Raw genomic sequence first — 21,119 nt, 5'->3', positions numbered from 1 at the left:
ACTTTAATCAATGAAGCTGTCTAAAAGCTTCAACAATCACGGATAAGACCATGATGGTATTCCTAGAAATAATAAAGATCGCCATTCCTGCTATTGTAGTTGCGTTGACCAGCTACTTTATCATTAGAGAAATGCTGCGCAAGCAACTTCAAATGCAGGAACAGCGCATTCGGCAGGAGCGCCAAAGTGCGGTTACGCCGCTGCGTATGCAGGCCTATGAAAGGCTATCGCTTCTTATTGAACGGTTATCCTTGCCGGGGTTACTCATGCGTACTGACAGTAGTAGCATGCAGGCGAATACTTTAAAGATTGCACTCATGATGACCGTTCAGCAAGAGTTTGAGCACAATATCTCACAACAAATTTATGTATCTGAAAAATTATGGGAAATCATCAAAGCAACAAGGGATGATTTGATTCAGTTTTTAGATTTGGTGAGCGAGAAGCTGCCCAAGGATGCTCCCGCCAAGGCTTACCGAGATGCATTGNNGTTTGCCTACCAGCAACAACGCGACTACGATCCTGTGGCTACAGCTCAAATGGCTATTCGTAAAGAGGCAACGAGTTTGTTTTAAGCGACTTCATTTACTAGAGATTCTTTTCCTTTTTTCTAAAATTCCTGTTCTATGTTTACTCCTTCTACCTACCGGGACCGTCGGGATGCACTGGCTCAACAAATGACTGATAACGGACTCCTTCTTATCTTCGGTAACGAAGAGAGCCCGATGAATTATACGGACAATACTTATCCGTTTCGCCAGGATTCCAACTTCCTTTATTTCGCCGGATTGGAGGATACAGGGCATTTTCTAATCATGGATTTGTCGACAGGTAAGACCACGCTCTATGGCAATGACCTCAGCCTCGATCACATCGTTTGGATGGGCAACCAGCCGAGCATGGACGAAAAGACGGCCTTAATTGGAGCTGATCAACATGCTCCTTACAAAACAGGGCTGGATGTTATTCGCAAGGCAAAGGAGCAACAGCAGCCGGTTCACTACCTCCCCCCCTATCGGGCGGAACGGGTAGAGCTGCTAGCTGATTGCTTAGGGCAATCTTTGCAAGCGACCAGAGAAGGATTTTCAGCACCGTTGTGCCATGCAGTGATCAAATTGCGTTCTCACAAAACAGCGGAAGAAGCTGCGGAAATGGACAAGGCCGTTGATATAACCCGCGCTATGCACCTCGCAGCCATGCGTACGGTAGCAGAAGGGCAGCGGGAATCCACCGTGGCAGGAATAGTAGAAGGCATTGCTATTGGTGGCGGTGGTCGCCTGGCTTATCCTTGCATTGGAACCATCAACGGGCATATTTTGCACAACCATCACCATGGCAATGTGGTCAAAGATGGGCACCTTTATTTGTTGGATGCTGGAGCTTCCTCTATTAGTCAGTATGCCGGGGATATTACCCGTACTTTTCCCGTAGCCAAAATCTTTACGTCCCAACAAAAAGACATTTACGCTATTGTCCTTAAAGCTTTGGACGACTGTTCTGCGGCGTTGCGGCCAGGGTTTGCTTATAAAGATGCTCACCTACAGGCTGCGCGAATCATCGTTGAAGGCCTGAAAGACTTGGGCTTGATGAAAGGTGATACGGAAGCAGCTGTTGCAGAAGGAGCTCATGCTTTGTTTTTCCCGCATGGTCTAGGCCACATGATCGGACTTGACGTTCATGATATGGAGGACCTCAACGAAAACTGGGTGGGCTACGATGAAGATACACAGCGTTCTACTCAGTTTGGTCTAAAATCATTGCGTTTAGCTAAGAAGTTAGAAGCCGGTTTCGCGTTGACCGTAGAACCTGGCATCTATTTCATTCCTACCCTTATTGAGCGTTGGGAAGCTGAAGGAAAATTCAAGGATTTCGTCAATTATGGTGCACTAAAGCCCTACTTCAACTTTGGGGGTATCAGAATTGAGGACAACCTCTTGATTACAGAAAATGGTTCTCGATTGCTTGGCAAGGCTATACCTAAAAGTATTGCAGACATTGAGGCTGCTCGTCAGTTATAGATAGAACGGTGCTCTGCACCAAAGCCTCTAGCCTAAAATGGGAAAGTTATTCTTTGCTGGATACTTAGTATTATGCAAAAATGCATAGCCCTCTCTATTTGCTAAGCTATATCGCTGTATTTGTCCATTCCTCGGCGCGGGCAATAATCCTTTGACGCAAGGGCGTGTCATGAAACATCCAGCGGGCAGCATCTAAATGCGTCCCTTCTTGCATGGTGATCAATTCACAAGCAGCAGAGGGAATTTCCTGAAGGCGCTTTTGAAAATTTGTTGCTGCCTGGTAGGGTACCATTCCATCCTTTGTGCCATGAATCAATAAAAACGGGGGAATATGTGCTGTAAAAACAGCTAACTGCGCTGAAGGATTGGCCTTTGAGAAGGTAGCTCTTTGGGGAGACCCAGCCAATAAACGAATAACGGGGTTATTTTTCATCATAGACAAATCAAGGACTGCCCCACAGGCGATAACCCCTTTTATTTGCTCACTTTGCCAACCTGCTTGCTGCCAAATACCCGCATCTAGCCCTGTAATGGCAGCCAGGTGACCACCTGCGGACATCCCCAATAACACAACTGGCGGAGAAGGATCACCATTGTTTTCTTCCCAATAATGTCGACAGGCCACTAATGCGTCGATCGTATCCCTGCGGATAGCACGGAAATCATACCAAGGCAAACGGCGGTAGCTTGGGATAATCACCCCATAGCCGGCTTCCAGCCATGCGTTTGCCGTTTTCTGGAACTGCTCTGGGCTTCCAAACTGCCAGCCACCACCATGCCAATAGACAATCCATGCCTTTGGCGTGGTAGCTGATTCTATGACCAAGCAGTATTGGCGGGGATGATTACCGAAAGGTAACTTCTTGATGGGGTAGGTTACGCTGGGTGAGCCTTTCACATCTAACAAATAGAAAGGCAAATTGAGTAGTTCGTGAAAGATCGTACCTCTAATCATAAAGAGTAGGTGTTATTTTTTTAGGCTTGCCCTGCGAAAAACCAACAGTAGTTCTTACTAACTTACAGTATTTACTTATAAATGTCCACCCAATTAGATGTTAAAATGAACGGAGAAGAATCGTTGTGTTCGTAGGGGACATAGAGATAATGAAGACGGATTTGGGTGTCCTCTGACCTGAGCAATAATTCAGACAACTCAGTCTTGTATTTGAAGACTATAGTACTTGAATGTTCAAAAGATAGAAAATTATTAATTGGTTTCGGCAAAGCAAATTGACTATTAACAACAACCCTATCATCGAGCAATTTTGTTCTGGGGTGTTTTCGATTAAAACCAATGGTCTCCATGTCACCAAAGTCATTCTCGATAATTAGTTGAGACAGTGGTAATACTTGCTGGTATCGCACTAATCGTTCGTTGGGTGCCAAATTTGTATCTTGAATTCCTAAGGAAGAGATACTCGTTATAAACGAAAAACAGTGAGAGTCGTTCCAGATAAAATGATCCACACTACCCGTTTTCAAAAATGAAATAACCAAATAACATGCAGTGTCAGCGTTTAAGTTTTCTAGATCAATCTTCATCGTAAACTGGTCAGGAATAGAAGATTCAACTTGTGCGTTTGCGATATTAATCACTAATGAATAAAATAGGACTAATAAGGATTTATGCATGATATTCGGGTACTTATTGTCTTCTTTACTCAGCAGAGCTATCACTGCTTATACTTCCACTCTATCTATCCCAACGACTCAACTGATTAAGCGTCGCGCGAAAATCCTTGGGGAGGTCAGCTTCAAAGGACACTTCTTCTCCAGAGATGGGGTGCTCTAATTGTAATTGGTAGGCTTGCAAAGCCGTACGGCCCATCAGTGGCCGCTCTTGTCTGCCCTTGGCCTTTCTGTATTTCTTTCCTTTTATTGAAGACAAAAATAATTCGTGCCTGCGCCCATAGAAGGGGTCTCCTACCACAGGGTGGCCAATAGACTGTAGATGCACCCTGATCTGGTGTGTTCGCCCGGTTTTGATGCCCACCTCCAGTAAGCTGAAGTTAGCGTATTTCTCTACGACTTTGTAAGTGGTGTGAGCGCTCAATCCTTTCGCGGCGGTCGTCATACGGCCCGGTTTGCGAGGGTCTTCTATCAATGGTGTTTCTATCACTCCTTCGTTCTCGAAAGGGATTCCCTCCACAAGTGCCAAGTAAACTTTCCGAGGGCTATGTGCTGCAAATTGTTGAGAAAGATTCCGGTGTGCGTCTGCAGTACGGGCAAAAGCAAGCAGCCCGCTCGTATCTTTATCAATACGATGAACGGTAAGAATATCGCCGTAAATCTCCTGCAATAGATGTTTAGCATTCGGAAGATCCTGATCATAACGATCTGGCACACTTAGTACCCCGCTGGGTTTGTTGATTACAAGAAACGATTCTTCTTCGTGTAAAACCTCTAGTCTCTGTTTAGCCATTCAAACGTTGCTTTGGTAATGCCCCGAAGGACCTGATACGACGGCCATAATAAGCCCAAACGATGCTGCCCCGATATATTCCTTTTCTATTCTCAGGACCTATGGCTAATGTTGTTATTCGCTGGTTATAGCTCCTGCGACGTTTTAGCCAATACCCCAGGCGAGGAAAAAAGTGCCAATGAGCCTTTACGATTGCACCGATGTGTTGCCACTTTCCCTGGAGTAAAAACAGGCATCCAGCCAGCCCGTCCATCAACAACCGGAGCGGCAGCCACCACAGCAGTTTGCCCTTACTTTCATTTTTGAAACTGGTGACCAAAGTGTTGTGGAAATTGAGATAGGTTTTTCGCACCGACTGATAGGCAAGTGTACCTCCTCCAAGGTGATAAACGATTGAAGAAGGAATGGCCATAACTCGATAACCAGCACGCTTAAATCGCCAACATAAGTCTATTTCTTCTGCGTGAGCAAAATAATCGGCGTCAAAACCTCCGAAGGACTTGAAAAGGTCGGCCCTGACAAACATCGCTGCGCCAGAAGCCCAAAAAATCTCCTCCTTCTCCTCATATTGTTCTTCGTCTTGTTCGAGGGTGGCAAATATCCGCCCACGACAGAAGGGGTAGCCCAAGGTGTCTATCCACCCTCCTGCCCCACCAGCGTATTCGAAATATTCCGGATCTGAATAGGCTTTTATTTTAGGTTGGCAGGCAGCGAGGCCAGGATCAGCTTCAAGCTGCTCGATACAGGGATGAAGCCAATCTTTTGTCACTTTAACATCAGAGTTGAGTAATACAAAATAGTCTGCTTCAACTTGGGCCAAGGCTTCATTGTATCCCCCAGCAAAACCGTGGTTCTTATCCAGGCGTAAGCAATCTACTTCCGGAAATTCTGTACTGAGCACCTCCAGAGAATTATCCGTTGAGGCATTGTCCGCTACAATTAGACGATAGTCTGTATTCTCCAGGGAGTCGATTACCGAAGGTAGAAATTGCTTGAGGTATTCTGCTCCATTGTAGTTGAGGATAACGATAGCTACCTGGGGATTGAATGTCGCACCAAGGCTGTTCGGTTCTTCTTTTGAAAGAATCTGCAAGCTTGCTTCCTTGTCTTTCGCCAATTGCTTTTTTAAACCTTCTAGATCGGAGAATTGCTGATCTCCCCGAGTATACTCTACGAGAGAAAGGGTCAGCTCTTGGCCGTATATTTTTTGATCAAAATCAAAAATATTAACTTCAATAACTCGCTCATCGACCCCCTCAATACTTGGTCGACGACCAATGTAAAGCATTCCATTGTATTCGTCCTCCTGATGCACTACCCGAACAGCATAGATACCATCGGCAGGAATCAGCTTATACTTGTTACTCGGTTTGATGTTTGCGGTAGGGAAGCCCAGTTTTGTACCTAGCTGTTGACCATGCACCACCTTCCCGGTCAGGGTGTATTGGTGATTAAGCCAACGGCCTGCTTCTTTTACTTTACCTGATAATAGCGCATTGCGAATTTTGGTCGAGCTAACTGCGATGTCATCAACCTCTTTCTGCTCGATTTCTACCACATTGAAGCCCGCTCCTTTACTGTGCCACTTGAGGTAATCAATGTCTCCCTGGCGATTCAGTCCAAATTTATGGTCGTAACCAATGACGATCGTCGCAGGATGGAATTTATCCACCAAGAACCGTTGAATATACTCATCAGCGCTAAGCTGTGAAAAAGCTACTGTAAATGGAACGACGACGACATTATCTACCTCATAGCGTTCAAATAGAGCTACCTTTTCTTCAATGGTTGATAATAGCTTGAGGGAATCATCCTTTGGATAAATAACCTGTCGAGGATGGGGATGAAAAGTGATGACAATGCTCTCGCCACCACTCTGGCGTGCCAGGCGGTTGATACGGGCCAGCAGCTGTTGATGTCCGCTGTGTACTCCGTCGAAAGAGCCGATGGTGAGTACCGCCCTCTTAAATTGAGGAAGGTCTTCGAGCTGATAGAATACTCTCATTACGCTGCAAAAGTAAAAGAAATATTTAAACCGTAAACGCTAGGAAGGATAACAAATTATCCCCCCTGACAGTAATGGTATTATTCCCGCCCGCTTGGCTGTTGAGCAGCAATTGGATACGGTTACTAATCGGTAGTAAAAATACCCACTTGAAAAGATTTTCGGTCTGCTGCAATCAAAAAAGTCTGATTGTTTGCAAAGGTGGAACGTCGGGCAAGTATCTCTTTCTTCTTTTCTGTATTTATTGCAACAATTCTTTCTGAAGACCACCCTGCCTGAGTATTCAATGTACGAGAAATCGTGAATATAGAATTTCTCTTTGCGTCTGCGGGTATTGGTAAGGTCGTAGTCGCTTCTGTATTGTACAAAAAATGGAGTTGATTTCCCTTGGCTCCTACAGCAAAAGAGCTGGCCAAGGGATTGGAGGTGAATAATTTTTTATCTAGTGTAGCAATACGCTCCAAGTCCCCTTGCTTATTAAACCAGGGAATAATCAACTGATGAGTTGCAAAGCTTACCTGCTGTGCATTTGCAACACGCTGAGGAGTACTGATGTAAGCGACCTCTGCGATAAAACCAAAATTTCCGTTATCTAACAAGAAGAAGTCCCTCAGTATTAACTTGTCTTGCCAATCACTATAGTTACTATTGCTATCCAAAACATTGGAAAATGGGTGGGTATTCGACGTGAATGTTTGCTCATCAATGTTCATGGTATTAATAAAGACACCATTGTTTCCACCTTCTAGGGCCAGATTGTTGTAGAGTCCACAAACGGTAACAACATCACTGGTGCCGCCAGGAAGAAACAATCTACTTTCTAATGGGGCCTCCTCTTCCTCTAGATAGATGTCTATATCTTGTATTGCAGTTTCATCAATGCTAAAAACCTGGCACCGGTAACCGGCTATATGGGGTGTTCCTACAGAGGCTGCAAATGTTTTGGAAGCATGGAGCTGAGTCAAAAGAATCACCTTGCCATCATTGCTTATTGTTGCATCTAGAACTGTTATATATTCGGCCACGTTCTCTAATTCTAGCTTTCGTCGCCAGAGCAACTCGCCAAATTCATTCATCACAGCAATTACAAATTGCGATTGTGTATTGACTGTCCTTTTCGATATACACTGAATGTAAGCCAGTTTTGTTCCATCCGGGCTACGATAAAGCGGAGAAACGACTCCTAGATTATTGTATTTATCGGTACTTATTGCGCTTTCGCTTTCAGCAGTTGACCTCTCATAAGAAAAAAGGGTGTTTAAATTGCCTAATGCCCCATCTCGGAAGGGGGCCAACATAACAGTCTGAGTGGACTTTTTAGGTGAAAAAAGAGAAAAGCATGTAAAACTATTACTCCTACTACTTATCGCTCCTTGAAAAACGAGGGGTTCTAAGTTGAATCTTTGTTCAAATTGTTCGTTTTTTAATAGCGTATGCTGGTTATTAAACGTCAATAATGCCTTTGGCGCTTTATTGGGGTCAAGGAATAAGTGATAAGCATTTTCAGTGGGAGAAAACAGTTGAAAGTTGACCTCCCCTTTAGTTCTTGGGAAATCAGCTCCCCAGGTTGTAGTAGCCTGAATAGAGGAAAAAAAAGGGGGTAAATCAGTATTTTCTTGTGCTAAAACAGATTGAGAAAGTAAACAAAGACAAAGAGAAAGTAGCGTTAGGTGTTTCATGCTTATAGTTTTTACAAATAAGCATGAAAGCAGCAAGATTGTTGATGATTAAAGTCGGGTTTAAGTTTTCTTTAAAACTAGAACTGTAAAAAAAGGCTTTTCAAGTACTTAACATATCATTTATGCATTTTACAGCCGCTGTAGCAACCAGCTGATTAGCCGCTTTTCTTCAATGATAATTGTCATATTACCTGACATATCCTGTCCTACTTCCAGACTGCGTCCGGTATTGGTTACCAGGCCATTGGGGAAGCGTATTTCTATAGGAAGGGTATCATCCTTGGTTGGAATTTTGCTTTTAAAGGTTACAATCCCTTCTACGGCGCCATACTGTTGGGCGGGGAAGCTGAAGAAATCAACAATCACTTTCTGGCCTTCCGCAACTTGCCCTGATTCATTGAGCTTAAGTTCTGTTTTACCAATCAAACTAGAAGGCGATGCAGGGATAACTACCGCTAAGCGGTCTTCTGATTCTACATAATTGGTTTCTTGAATATCATCAAGAATAACAACCCCGTCAATCGAAGAAACGACCATGTTGCGTCGGCGCCAGTCGCCAACTGCTCTGCGTAAATTATCGAATTCTGCCCTTAAGCCATCCATTGCTTTACGCTTACTTTCCTCTGAAATGGTAGCAGTCGTAGCTAATTGCCTACGCAGGAGTTTGATATTACCTAAGCTTGCATTGATGCTGGATTCGGTCTCCAATACGTTGCGCTCCGCTTCTAGCTTAAGGTTTTCCTTTTCCCGGACACTGTTGTAATCCCCTATCTTTCCCTGCTGGAATAAATTTAATTCTCGTTCATAAGCTGCTATGCTGGATAGTCGCTGATTTTCTAAAACTCCGATTAATGACCGTGCTCGACTTATCTGTCGTTCTTCCTGTCGGATTTCCTGCTTGATATCATCAATAGACATTTGACTAAGCCTTCCTTCTTGCAGGTTTCTTACTTCATCTTGTTTTTCCTGAAAGGTATACAACTGCTCTTTGACCCTTCCAAGAATAAGGTCTTTAGGTAAATTTAAGTTGATCAGCACTGAGTCCTGATCCATATTTACGCGCGCTAATTTGTCATCCAAATAATGGATATCAGAAGGTTCTCCTGTTGACTTAAGTACGATGAGTGTCTCACCCGCAACTACAGTATCTTCAGATTCAACAAAAATCTCACTGATATGCCCGGAACGGGGAGTGATCAGTTCGATCTCAGGGTCTTCTCGCTTGATGCGAATAACAGCATTGACCGTTTCAGGAAAGGTTATCCAATATAGTAACCAAACGGTCACAATAAGGAGTATTAATGCAAACAATAATCCCCAGCGAACGAGCCAGTGCGGAGGAGTACCTAGCAGTTCCTGTACTTCTTCACTCCTAATATCTATATCGTCGGTCATAGATTAAAGTAATTGTAGTTCATTGTGGTGAAGGGGGCAGATGTCTTCGATATCGTAAGTGAATTGCAAATTATTGGAAATGCAGTGGTTTGCGTCTGCCAATTCACATTGCGTTATGCTCCAAGCTCAATTTGATTACGGACAAGTTGGTAGTAAGCACCACGAGAATAGTAAAGGTCTTCGTGCGTTCCCTGTTCTACCAATTCGCCAGATTCCATGACGATAATCCGGTCTGCCAAGCGTACAGTATTTAGGCGGTGTGCTACGATAATCATGGTTCTATCAGGGAAAGCTTCTGCAAAATTTTCCATGATGAGCATTTCGTGAAAAGCATCCAGTGCAGAGGTAGCCTCATCAAAAAAGAAGTAATCTGGGTCTTTGTATACTGCTCGGGCTATGAGAAGTCGTTGTTGTTCGCCAAGGCTCAGGCCAAGTCCTTCTTTTCCTACTTTCGTACTGTATCCAAGAGGTAAACCCTCGATGTAAGTCTGGATATTAGCGACCTTAACGGCTCTCAGTAGTCTTCGTTTATCAATGATTTCATCTCCAAGAGCGATGTTCTTCGCAATGGTGTCATTAAAAATATAAGCATCTTGCAAAACAGCACCGCATTTATCACGCCAGAAGCGGTGTTGCAGATTATCGAGCTTTACTTCGCCAAGCCGAACGGCACCACTTACGGGTTGATAGACATTAAGCAACAGCTTGAGTAAAGTGCTTTTCCCACTACCGCTGGTACCTACAATGACAGTAGTTTCTCCTTTTCGAATATCAAGACTGATGTTATTCAGCACCATAGGAGAATTTGGGCCGTTGTATTGAAAATCAACATTTTCAAAGCTCAAATCGCCCGTTTCCGGTAGCATATTGATCTTGCCACGGGCATCCTCCTCATTGGCTTTGGTGTGAATTTCATTCATTCGTTCCAAGCTAATCTTGGCTTCCTCAAAGGAACGGATGAATTCGACAAACTGTCGGATAGGAGAATTCAATTGGGCTACCACATACATGATAGCTACCAGCATTCCCAGGGTCATGGTGCCTTCTAAGACAGCATTGGCGACAAAGAAAAGAATGATCAAATTCTTGCCTTCATTTATAAAATCACCGCCGGTACGCTGAATTTGGTTGTAAACAGCACCACCCATTTCTGTACGAATGAGGGCAGCCTGGGTGCGTTCCCAAGACCAACGTTTCGATTTTTCGGCGTTATGGAGCTTGATATCCTGCATACCTTCGACCAATTCGATTAGCTTTCCTTGGTTGTCTGCATACTGATCGAAGCTTTTGTAGTCTATTTCTCGCTGATTCTGCTGGAAGAGGTAAACCCAGGCCAAATTCAATAGGGTTCCCAGGAAAAATACCGTTAATACCCATCCACTCCAAAAGTAAAGTAGCAGCGAGAAAGCGATGAAATTGAATAGAGACAAAACAGAAACCAACGTAGTAGAGGTCAGGAAACGTTGAATACGCTCATGATCAGCAATTCTTTGCAGTAAATCTCCGGTAAGTCGATTATCAAAGTAGCGCAACGGTAGCCTTGTCAACTTTTGTAGGAAATCTGAAAGAATTTTGACATTGACCCTCACGCCAACATGGATAAGAATCCAGCGCCGAAATACTTCTACTACAGTTTGGGCAATGAACAACAAGATCAAGCCCACTATCATCATAGTAATGAAACTGGGTTCAAGGTGTCCGATACCAATATCTACCAGTGATTTCAGTAGGAAAGGCATGGCGATCTGTAACAAACCTGCTACAATTACGCCAACGCCAAGCTGAATGAGTAAACTCGATTCCTGGCGAAAATAAGCCCACACGTAACTCCAACGAGAGTGGTCTACGCCTTCATTATCGCGATCATAAAACTCGGGTGTAGGTTCCAAGACGAGGATAACACCTTCCTCTTCCCCCTGTACCCAACTTTCTTCGAATTCTTCTTTTGTTATTTTGAACTTGCCTTCCGCTGGGTCGGCAATCCAGATGTGGGTAGCATTGATCTTGTGTACAACAACAAAATGCTCATCTTCTAAGTGTGCAACACACGGGAGGGGTACATCGTCTTGGAGGCGGTCGTAATTCACTCTTACGGCCAGTGTTTGCATACCAATAGCTTCAGCAGCATCACTGATTTCGAGTAAGGAAACCCCCTGCTTGCCCATATAAGTCAACTCACGCAAGTACTCCAGCGAATAATAGCGGTTGTGGTAACGAGCAATCATCCGCAAGCAGGTTGCTCCGCAGTCCATGCGTTCCAACTGTTGAAAAAAAGGAAATTGTTTGGCCATACCCTGCTGTCCGTGAGGAAAATGCAAAACGCTGATTTCAACAAAATTAACCTTTTTGGTGATATTTCACAACAACTTATGTTTATTCGCGGAAAACCTATTTACTTTGCAATGCTATGCATAATACCTTCATTTCCGTTATTGGGGTCATTCATCAGAAATATGACCTGGACCAGCTCTCCATTTATTTGGAGGGGCTTTTTCCTATTCTGGAAGCAAATTTCAGTGATTATGAAATCATTTTGGTCAACAATGTACCAGAGTGGCGGATAGATGATGCCATAGCCCCTCTCCTACCTGCACTCAAGAAGCAGATTTATCTGATACAGCTTTCGTCTCGCACGAATAAGAATCACGCGATTCTGGCTGGCCTTGATCGTGCAAATGGTGATTATACGGTTATTTTTGAAACGATCTTTGCGGATCAGCCCGAGGTTATCCTTGAGCTATTTGCCAAGAGTCAGGAGCAATACGATGTCGTCTATTTGCGGGCCCGTGAGCGGGAAAGCTCTCAGGGAATGAAGTGGTTGTACCGCACTTTCTACTTCATCCTCAAGCGGTACTCCCAGCTTAAGGTCGATGAAAAAGCCCATAATACGCGTTTGATCTCTCGGCGGGCATTGAATTCCCTGTTGCGTTTGCGGGAAAACCTGCGGTACATGAAAGCGATTTATTCGATTATTGGCTTTCGTACCACCAGTATCAATACCGAACAGGCACTACCTAATGACGAAGATTTTCGCGAGCGCTTTCGCACTTCGCTGGTGGCCATCACCTCTTATACGACCTTTCTGCGGTCGAGTATGCTGCTTATTTTCCTGGGGTCATTTTTGTTCTTAATGGGGGTTATCGCCAATGCCCTCAAGGTGAAATTTACAGAAACGGATCTCTTAGGCAATCCGGCTATTGCAGATTCGGGTTGGACTTTTTTGGTCATTCTTATTGCAATTTTCTTTGCTGTAACGACACTGAATCTCTACATTATGTCTATCTATCTTTCGAATATTTACACGGAAATGAAACAACGCCCTCCTTATATTATTGAATCAGTGCAACGGTTTTAATAAAAACCACTAATTTTGGGGTACGCAACAAAAGAAGCTGGTTAAAGCTTCATCATAATCTACTTTCATTGCTGGTTAATCCCATCTTGTTTGATAACAAAACAAGGATAGGAAACGTTTGTGAGCGGGAAACACCGAACACTGACTATTCACGAAGTTTGAATTCAAAGCGACCAAAAGCCACAACTTCAACTTTTGAATATTAGTGCTAGCTTGCTATGGATGAAAATTTATTCCAAGCAGGCGCTAACCAAAAACTTAACTTAATGAAATTAACCCTACTTACCTTTTGCGTATGCCTTAGCATTTTTGCTCAAGCACAGAGTTTTCGCTGGAATAATGAAGCTGATACCACTGAAAAAGGAGTTTCTACGGAAGTAGATTATTCAGGTACCGCACAGATTTATCCTGATTATCACGAAGGTAATCCCACGGCCTTGGGTGAGGTTTTCAGCCAGCAGCAGATGACAGCAGCTCACAAAAAATTACCCTTAGGTACCATTGTAAAAGTAACGCGGATGGACAATGGCCTTTCTACAACGGTTAGAATTAATGACCGCGGAGCTTATTGTGATGACTGTGTCATAGACCTTAGCAAAGCAGCAGCTCAACAATTGGATATCCTGTCTATTGGTCAAGCCAGGGTTAAACTTAGTGTCATAGGCTCTAGTAGTACCAACCCTACTTCTTATGGTGCGGCAGCAAGCTTAACGCCTGAGCCTAAGCTAACTAGCCGGGGAGCCCCTTCTCCGACATCACCAACAGCCTATCAAACCACACTTCCTCGCCCCAATACTTATCAGGTAGACGAACCTCGGTTGACAGCGCGCACGCCTGTTGTAACCAATCCACCGAATACGCAAATAAGTGAGGTTAATCGGGAGCCATCTCCTGCAACGCCAACCAAAGGAATCACAGCTAATATTGGAGAAGTCAATGTCATCGATGTGCCTATCTCTCCTTTCGCTGTTCAGCTAGGCGCATATAGCAAGTATTCCAATGCAGAGCGTCATGTTTTAAAACTCCAAGGGCAGGGTTTCAATAATATTTTTCTATTAAAAGAACTCAATCAAGACGGTGCACCTCTGCACAGGGTTATTGTTTCTCCTTTTCTTTCCTTGGATGATGCCCGCGAGTATGTGGAAGACCTCGCCGATTACCATGAAATTAAAGGCCTTGTCTTTCAAACCAAACTCATAGAAGTAGATAAGAATTAAGGTGCTAGGTTTTTAAAATCTTCGTACCTTGTGATCAGTAGTAAGATCAAGTGTTTTTTGTCTCGTTGCCCAGCGAATGTCAAGAAGAGCTACCCTTTTTTGATGGCAAAAAACATCTCTTTTAAGCAACTTGTCTCTTACTCATAATCTCTAGTACACTATCTTTTACAGTCTTGCGCTATGGTTTCCGCCTGTTAAAACAACAAGCTTAGAAACCTTTCGGGAGATTGTCCCGAAGACCTAATTTACCAGTGCATACCGCTGGGTAATTTGACCATGTATTGCGCAGAAAGCAAAACGCGATTTTTCAAGCTTTTCAGATAGTTAAGACACTCGAAATGAAGCGTTCATTCAACTATTTTGAAAAACAACCACGTAGTAGACGCGGAGCGAAATCGGTTTTCATTTTCGTGCTGTTCCTTAAATCATCAAAGTGTGCTCAAATTCTTAAGCGTCTTTTATTTCTTTGTGATGCAGCTGTTTTCTTTCTCACGAACGAGTAGTGTTTGTGGACTATTACTCTTCGGACTACTGCCCTACGTTGGAAATGCCCAAGACGAATGCCTTGACCCTGGTGGCGATTGTACATTGGCCACCCCTATAGAGTTTCAAAATACCATTTTCGTTAGCTGTGGAGACACCGTACGTCTTAATCCTACCCAGGAATTGTGCAATACCTGGACGATTGACAACGACGTTAACTTTAGCTACGGTTTTGGAGATGATTCACTGGCGGTTTTTGTCATTATCGACCAATGTTACCAAGAAGCATTATACGTTGATGGGGTCACCAACACTCCTAGCGGAACAGGCATTGCGTCCTGTGATACGCGCATAGTGTACCATTTGGTACCAGCTGTAGATACTATTCAGCAAGGACTAGATTGTGCAAATTTTGCTGCGCTAGATTCCCTCCAAGCAAACCTGCCAAGCAGCTGTGGCTGTGATAGTTTATTGGTGAACTATTTTCTGGATGATGTTATTGACACCACCTATCTCTATGCCCAAAGCTGTATACCATCGGAGGTAGGCATCAGCATGGATACGCTTACCGCCAGTAGTGGTTGTGACAGTATCCTTATCACCTCGACTGAACTGAATGACTCCCCAGAACTTTTCCTGGAGGATGTTTATGCCTGTGTGGGCGAAATGGCGTTGTTGCAGGCTTATGCGCTAGAAGAAGGAACCTACATGTGGAATACGGGCAGTAATGACTATTCTCTGGAAGTAAGTGAACCCGGTACCTACTCGGTCACTTTTACGGACGAAAATGGTTGTACAGCTACTCAGAGTGCTACTGTTGGTTTTACAGATATATCAGTAGAACTCACACCTACCGTGGCTGAACACTTGTTGCTTTCCACTAATCCACTAGAGGTTTGGCAAGGATCAGCCATTGAAATGGAGGTCTTAGTTAGTAATACTCCTTATCCGTACGAAATCATTTGGGATGGTGGCCCCGAAATTGGGGACACTACCTTCAATTACATCGCCAGCAGTAGTGGCAGTTTTCAAGTAGCAGCGATTGATTCTATCGGATGTGCAGGTGTCGCTGAGGTCGAGATTCTGGTACGGCCGATTGGCGTTTATGTTCCTACCGCTTTTAGCCCCAATGGCGATAACAATAATGATTTTTTCAGCGTCTACTCTTCCCCTAATGTAGAGGAGGTACGGTTGCAGATATTTTCAAGGACAGGGGGCACTGTTTTTGATGAGCGATTGGAACAGACAGAACAGTTGTCTCAGGGGATTATATGGCAGGGTTGGGATGGCACTTATCGGGGTAAACGGCTCAATCCGCAGTTGTTTGCCTATCAACTATGGTACCGTGCTATCCAGGGAGAATGGAAAAATATTTCCGGAGAGGTGAGTTTAGTAAAGTAAAAAACAGCTTAAAAAACAACGAATGAAGCATATTTACTGGTTGGCTTTTGTTTTTTTGGGGATGTTTACAACTGCGACAGCATTGGCCCAGGAAGTAGATGAAGGGGATTTTCAGTTACTTGATATTACAAAACAACGAGCATTAACTGTTGCGAGTTATGATATGAAGAGTAAAGGTAAACCCAGTACATTCAAATGGCCCTGGCGAGCGCAGCGGATGGATTACTTTAGCTGGTGGTCAAAGAAAGTAACACTCCGGATCATGGAAAGCTTTCAAGTAAAACCTGGAGTGCGGTATATGTACCAAAAAAGCAGTTTGAGTTATGTAGCTGACGAAACGATCCTGGGAGGAAATATTACCATTGACGACGATTTGCTTAATGCCGTAAATTTACCAAGTGTTGTAGAAAGACCACTTGAAGACCTCTTGATTGAGCTACCCACCGGCCAAGTCGGCCGAGAGGTCAGAAACTGGACTTCATTGGCTAGATGTGAAGCAAATGTCATTGGCATTACCATGAGAGCCAACTACTGGTCAGGGGCATTGTCTCCTGGGCAATTTCCACAGCCCCTGGACATCAACAAGCTATTTGATGTCAATGAATTTGTAGGCGTAGCAGCCAGAGAACTTGCAGCTACATCAGCACTCAACAATGCTGTTTCGTTGGAATTGTTGGTTCATCCATTTATGTTGCTTACCGGGTTTCGGCAACTGGAATGGAATAGTGGTAGCGGTATTTACCTCAATGGTGATTTTGCTTTTGGCTGGGTAAAAGCCACTGACCTTACTTTTAAACAAGGCCGTGAACTGTTGGGAGAAGTGGATATGGGGCAAGAAATACGGAATGCCCTCCCTGACCCATTAGAAAACCTTATTAATACAGATGAAGCCGGGCAAATTATCCTGGACGCTGCGGAGAGTCGCCTACCCCTCTATGGGTTTGGCCTACCTGTGGCTACAGGAAAAACGATGGAATTTAGCGGTGCTCTAGGTTATCGTTGGGCAAATAGTACCTGGACTGGAGATGCCAGTATAGGACTCTTTTATCAGACCCAACAGTTGAGCAATGATCACCCGTCTAACCCTGAACTGAAAATACAGCGAATCACTCCTACCGTTAACGTGAAGTGGATTTTTAATAAAAGAAGCACAGAATCATCGCTATTCGAGGGTTAACACAAGTAAATACCAGCTATCTTTTCAACGACTACTCAGAATTTTAAGCTTATGAAGAATTTTACATTTTGGTGCTTTCTGGTTTTGATTCCCTGTACGATGAGTGCACAAATCGACTTTTTTGGCCGCTCTATTAATGGCGGTCAGAGCCCCAACAGTGCCAGTGTGTTTTTGACCGTAGGCCTGGCAAATGAAACCAGCATTGTTAGTGACGCTGCAAACCTCAAAGATTTTGATCATGCTGCTCGGCAGATTAATCTCTTTAATCTCGGAATAGGCTACGCTACTCAAATCTTGGAAATAGACAGTCTAGAGGAGATTGAAATTGATCTCGACACGGTTATTGGTGGGCCTGTAACCCAAAATGCTTTCCGCTTTTATATGGGGATGCAATATGAAACCTTTAATCGCGATACACGCACGACCGCTAGTGTTGGCGGCTCTCGTTTCCGTGATGGAGGACTTTCGTTTTCGTTGCGACACGAGATGAGTCTCTTGACCGAGAATAACATGTGGGAAATTGTTCCTGCTACCGCCAGTGCTCAATCGCTGATGGCCTCTGTTTACACCGGCCTAGAAGCGGGATTTGATAGTGGATTTGGCATCTCCCTTGAAGAATCGGGTATACTGCAATTGATAACAGATCACCTCGTACGGGATGTTGCCGAAGGCGACCTTACCTTTGATGAATATAAGTCCCTTGAAGCCACTTTGCACGAAAGTATCCGCTATCAGGCGCCCAAAAATACGGGAGGCTCAGAGTGGTATCTTTTGGCAACGGTGAAAGGGCAAATGTTCATCTCGCCATTCCAGCGCGTCCCTCTGCGTTTTACACTTGGAGCAGATTTAGGCTTAGATATTACCAGGGTAAGAAAACGCAACCAGAACAGAATTGGAATCTTCTTCAAGACGGAATACCTTTTTTACTAAAAGAGGGCAACTGACAAAAGAGGATAAATAAGAAAAAATCAACTATCTTATCGCGTCAAAGGGCTACTTTTGCCACATACTAGTGATCTACACGTGCCATTTCCTATAAAAAATGGCAATCTTTTTTAATCAACGCCCCACTTCCACTCATTCCCATTGTGTTTTTTTGGCAGCTGTTAATCAGCTTCCTTGCTTGTAATTATTTACCAGAGCGCCTTATTTTGTCTTTGTGAGCTAATGAACTATCTACAACAAATAATCAATTCCTTTATGGATGGGTTTTTGCCTGTCTTTGGCTTCTTGGTGCTGGCAGGTGGTGGATATTTTATTTACGAACAAGGATTCGACGAATTTAGAAAGCTTCCTGTCATCCAGGAAATCACGGACGCCTCCCGAATAGGCTGGGAACAGACCACTACCTTAGGAGAAAAGCTAGCCATTCATATCATTACCCTGGACAATAGACTGTTAGAGCCGCGCTCGAAAATGTCTACTGCCTTCCACGTTGAAGAATCATTACAAGTTCGTCATAACTGGAACGCTGATGTAATTGCCAAAAAACTAGCCAAAGAAGGTTGGTCGTCAGGGAAACTAAAGGCAGCTAATGCTTACCTGGCTTATATTGAATCTTATCTGGATGAGGCCTTGTATGATATGTACAATACCAATGTTTCAGCAAGTATTACCATCGCTCAGGGAATATTGGAAAGTGATGCTGGCAGGTCTCGTTTGGCCAGAACAACCAACAATCATTTTGGTATAAAAGCCCTTCCTAATGCTAATGGTCGAAAAAAGATAAAAAGTAAAAATTATGGTCAGTTGTATGATCACGATTTTACTTTTAAAACACCGGCCATTGGGGTATCTCAACATCATGACGACCATAAATACGACCGGTTTGAAACCTATCTTAGTGTGCAGGATAGCTATCGACGACACAGCAATTTGTTGAAAAACAAATGTACGACAGCCCGCAAAGGATGCTATGCCTGGATTTGGGAGACATTCCCTGTGCAAAAAGAGCGAATTGATATTACGGAGATGGCTTCTATTTTCCAAAAGACCTCTGGAATTCCCCCCGAAGACTTTTTTGGATACACTACCCTGCCCTATTACGCAGCACAAGCTGCCGGCCTAAAAATGGCGGGCTATGCGACCTCAAAAAGCTACCATAAAAAGCTGGTTTACTTGATTGAGACCTACGAATTATGGCGGCTGGATGCTGCCTTATCGAACGCCCTTAACTCATGAAAAATTTATACTTAATAACATACCAAAAATCGTGTAATTATGAATTTCATTCTACAAATTTTTAAATACTTTGGCGCTTTTGCGGCCATTGTGCTTTGTGTTGGCTTTGTTTCAAAATCTGATTTATCCTCCTTTCTGGCAACACAGACGACCCAGGATTTCACAGAAGACGAACTTGGGCCAACCCAAGAATATGCAACCCTTAACTTGAGTAAGGCACGCGAAGACCTCAGGGGAGAAAGTAGCTCTATCAGAAGAAGTCCTTCAGATCGTGCAGCACTCCCTACGCTACGGGAAGCTTCCCGCAGTAGCAAAATCAGAACGGTTGCCACCCCAGAAGTAAAACCAGTCAGCACCCGCAATAGCCGCAACATGATTCGGAGCAGCGATATCAACAGCTGGATAGAAATGAGTGCCGCGCAAACCTTTTTGGAGGCTGAAAAAGAAACCATGTCGCCGGGAGTAATCCTTGCCACTGGGGTCTATTTCCTTCAGCAAGGGCAAGGCGACCTCAGTATGAGTGCAGCTGACGTTGCAGCTTACCTGGCAGAAGTAAGGGACAATGCCAGCGGAGAAGCCAAATCACATATGAAATACATCGCCAACAGTGAAGAATGGTTTAAGGGGCTAAGTCTTGCTGGTTTTGACGGTGTTCAAATAGCAAGTATCTTTGACCGCCAAGGCCTCGCGGCTTATGATAAAGCCATGTACAGCCGTCACGTAGAACGAAAAGTTGAACAAGCAGATTACGCTGGAGACCCTTCCGCTTTGGGTGCGGACGAGGAGGTTCGAAACAAGAATTTGGCAGAAGCTTATAATGACTATGCTGACCGGCCCGAGGTTAGAAAAAAATATGGCCTGCCTAGTAGCGTGAATACTCCTGCGGCCATCACTGGTGTCGAAGTATCAGAAGGTCGTGAAGAAGCCATGTCATTCCGCAAAGGAGAAACTAAAAGTTATGACAATCCTCGCCTTTTTTGGTCTGTCCTTCAGGAAATGATTGCCCTTGAGCATGGCTACGAAAGTTGGGATGCTTACAAGGGCGACCACTCTCGGTCCGCTGATAAGGAATTTCAGCAACGCTCTGATATCATTGCGTTGGGAGGAGACATGAAAGTGACGCGGAAGCAATAATCGCTTTTACAAATCGTGAACCATATAAGGGATTATAAAAACCATAATAAGTGTCTTTATTATAATACTTAAATGACCTTATAATCCCTTATATGGTTCAAATTGCAAACCTTTCCTGGTAGTTTATGACAGGACTACTCTACCCTTTTTCCCTGCGTGGAGAAGGATAAACCTTGCTGCCCGGAGGTGGAAATCATTACTGCTTCAAAGACAGGTTCATGCGCCTTGTGCCGGATATGCCAGTCGAAGATGAAGTTAGCCCCGGTACCTCCATCCTTATCTATTTCGTCAATCACAATTTCTACGGTTTCCATGGGAGCGATGAAGATAGTTTCGTCAAAATAACTCCGAAGGAATGTGCCGTGGGTATCATAATAAGCGGCCTGACTTAGATAAACGGTATCCTTTAGGCTCGTATTTCTCATGCTCACTGTAGCTGTCAAGCTGTGGGTAGTATGCTCCGTTTGGCTATAAATTTGAGAATACACAGAGAGATAAGTCATGCCATGCTCTAGTGAATCAAGAATTATTTCTCTTGCTTTTCTCTTCTCCCAATTCACAGGAGAAATGGAGCTGATAGCTTGCTCATCTATGCAGGAAAAGCACAGGGTTGCGAGGAGTATTAGTTGGAGTATTTTATTCATTATAAATT

Annotated in this window: 15 protein-coding genes; 8 read left to right on the top strand and 7 right to left on the bottom strand. The window is 44.0% G+C overall.

All coding sequences use genetic code 11. From position 1 onward, the window contains the following. Positions 1–626 precede the first annotated feature (626 nt). Entirely contained in the window at positions 627–2,018 is a 1,392-nt protein-coding gene (locus ACRBG0_RS12975) for an aminopeptidase P family protein (RefSeq protein WP_431487299.1), read from the top strand. Positions 2,019–2,124: 106 nt separating this feature from the next. Here ACRBG0_RS12975 and ACRBG0_RS12970 read toward each other — a convergent pair whose 3' ends face one another. The 6 genes from ACRBG0_RS12970 to ACRBG0_RS12945 all read right to left on the bottom strand — a co-directional run bounded on the left by ACRBG0_RS12970 (position 2,125) and on the right by ACRBG0_RS12945 (position 11,810). Beyond that, the gene (locus tag ACRBG0_RS12970; RefSeq protein ID WP_431487298.1) at positions 2,125–2,973 is read right to left on the bottom strand and encodes an alpha/beta hydrolase; all 849 of its coding nucleotides are present in this window, start codon (positions 2,971–2,973) and stop codon (positions 2,125–2,127) included. A 738-nt stretch (positions 2,974–3,711) separates the two neighbouring features. Further along, entirely contained in the window at positions 3,712–4,440 is a 729-nt protein-coding gene (locus ACRBG0_RS12965) for an RluA family pseudouridine synthase (RefSeq protein ID WP_431487297.1), read from the bottom strand. Continuing rightward, positions 4,433–6,445: a bifunctional riboflavin kinase/FAD synthetase gene (locus ACRBG0_RS12960; RefSeq protein WP_431487296.1), complete on the bottom strand. Its 2,013-nt coding sequence runs from the start codon at positions 6,443–6,445 to the stop codon at positions 4,433–4,435. Before ACRBG0_RS12960 ends, ACRBG0_RS12965 begins: the two co-directional genes overlap by 8 nt. A gap of 125 nt (positions 6,446–6,570) precedes the next feature. Then, positions 6,571–8,124 carry a hypothetical protein gene (locus ACRBG0_RS12955; protein WP_431487295.1) on the bottom strand — a complete coding sequence of 518 codons (1,554 nt, stop codon included), beginning with the start codon at positions 8,122–8,124 and terminating at the stop codon, positions 6,571–6,573. 129 nt (positions 8,125–8,253) lie between these two features. Continuing rightward, positions 8,254–9,519, bottom strand: a complete 1,266-nt coding sequence (locus tag ACRBG0_RS12950; protein ID WP_431487294.1) for an HlyD family efflux transporter periplasmic adaptor subunit — start codon at positions 9,517–9,519, stop codon at positions 8,254–8,256. Between the two features lie 113 nt (positions 9,520–9,632). Next, positions 9,633–11,810, bottom strand: coding sequence for a peptidase domain-containing ABC transporter (locus tag ACRBG0_RS12945; protein ID WP_431487293.1), 2,178 nt, complete (start codon positions 11,808–11,810; stop codon positions 9,633–9,635). A gap of 116 nt (positions 11,811–11,926) precedes the next feature. On the opposite strand from ACRBG0_RS12945, the gene ACRBG0_RS12940 reads away from it, so the two are divergent. From ACRBG0_RS12940 to ACRBG0_RS12910, 7 genes are all read left to right on the top strand, one after another. After that, on the top strand, positions 11,927–12,874 hold the full coding sequence (locus ACRBG0_RS12940; RefSeq protein WP_431487292.1) for a glycosyltransferase: 948 nt from the start codon (positions 11,927–11,929) through the stop codon (positions 12,872–12,874). Between the two features lie 266 nt (positions 12,875–13,140). After that, positions 13,141–14,091, top strand: a complete 951-nt coding sequence (locus tag ACRBG0_RS12935; RefSeq protein ID WP_431487291.1) for a septal ring lytic transglycosylase RlpA family protein — start codon at positions 13,141–13,143, stop codon at positions 14,089–14,091. Positions 14,092–14,526: 435 nt separating this feature from the next. After that, positions 14,527–15,975, top strand: coding sequence for a T9SS type B sorting domain-containing protein (locus tag ACRBG0_RS12930; protein WP_431487290.1), 1,449 nt, complete (start codon positions 14,527–14,529; stop codon positions 15,973–15,975). A 22-nt stretch (positions 15,976–15,997) separates the two neighbouring features. Then, entirely contained in the window at positions 15,998–17,152 is a 1,155-nt protein-coding gene (locus tag ACRBG0_RS12925) for a hypothetical protein (protein WP_431487289.1), read from the top strand. A gap of 51 nt (positions 17,153–17,203) precedes the next feature. Continuing rightward, positions 17,204–18,082, top strand: a complete 879-nt coding sequence (locus ACRBG0_RS12920) for a hypothetical protein (RefSeq protein ID WP_431487288.1) — start codon at positions 17,204–17,206, stop codon at positions 18,080–18,082. A gap of 270 nt (positions 18,083–18,352) precedes the next feature. Continuing rightward, complete coding sequence (locus ACRBG0_RS12915; RefSeq protein WP_431487287.1) at positions 18,353–19,333, top strand: glucosaminidase domain-containing protein; 981 nt, start codon at positions 18,353–18,355, stop codon at positions 19,331–19,333. Positions 19,334–19,372: 39 nt separating this feature from the next. Then, entirely contained in the window at positions 19,373–20,467 is a 1,095-nt protein-coding gene (locus ACRBG0_RS12910) for a hypothetical protein (protein WP_431487286.1), read from the top strand. A gap of 134 nt (positions 20,468–20,601) precedes the next feature. On the opposite strand, the gene ACRBG0_RS12905 is transcribed toward ACRBG0_RS12910, so the two are convergent. Further along, on the bottom strand, positions 20,602–21,111 hold the full coding sequence (locus tag ACRBG0_RS12905) for a DUF3124 domain-containing protein (protein WP_431487285.1): 510 nt from the start codon (positions 21,109–21,111) through the stop codon (positions 20,602–20,604). Positions 21,112–21,119 lie beyond the last annotated feature (8 nt).

This window comes from Lewinella sp., assembly GCF_050633125.1.
Taxonomy (GTDB): domain Bacteria; phylum Bacteroidota; class Bacteroidia; order Chitinophagales; family Saprospiraceae; genus Lewinella.
Note: the sequence above shows the minus strand (reverse complement) of the source record. Positions and strands in the feature narration are given on the sequence as shown.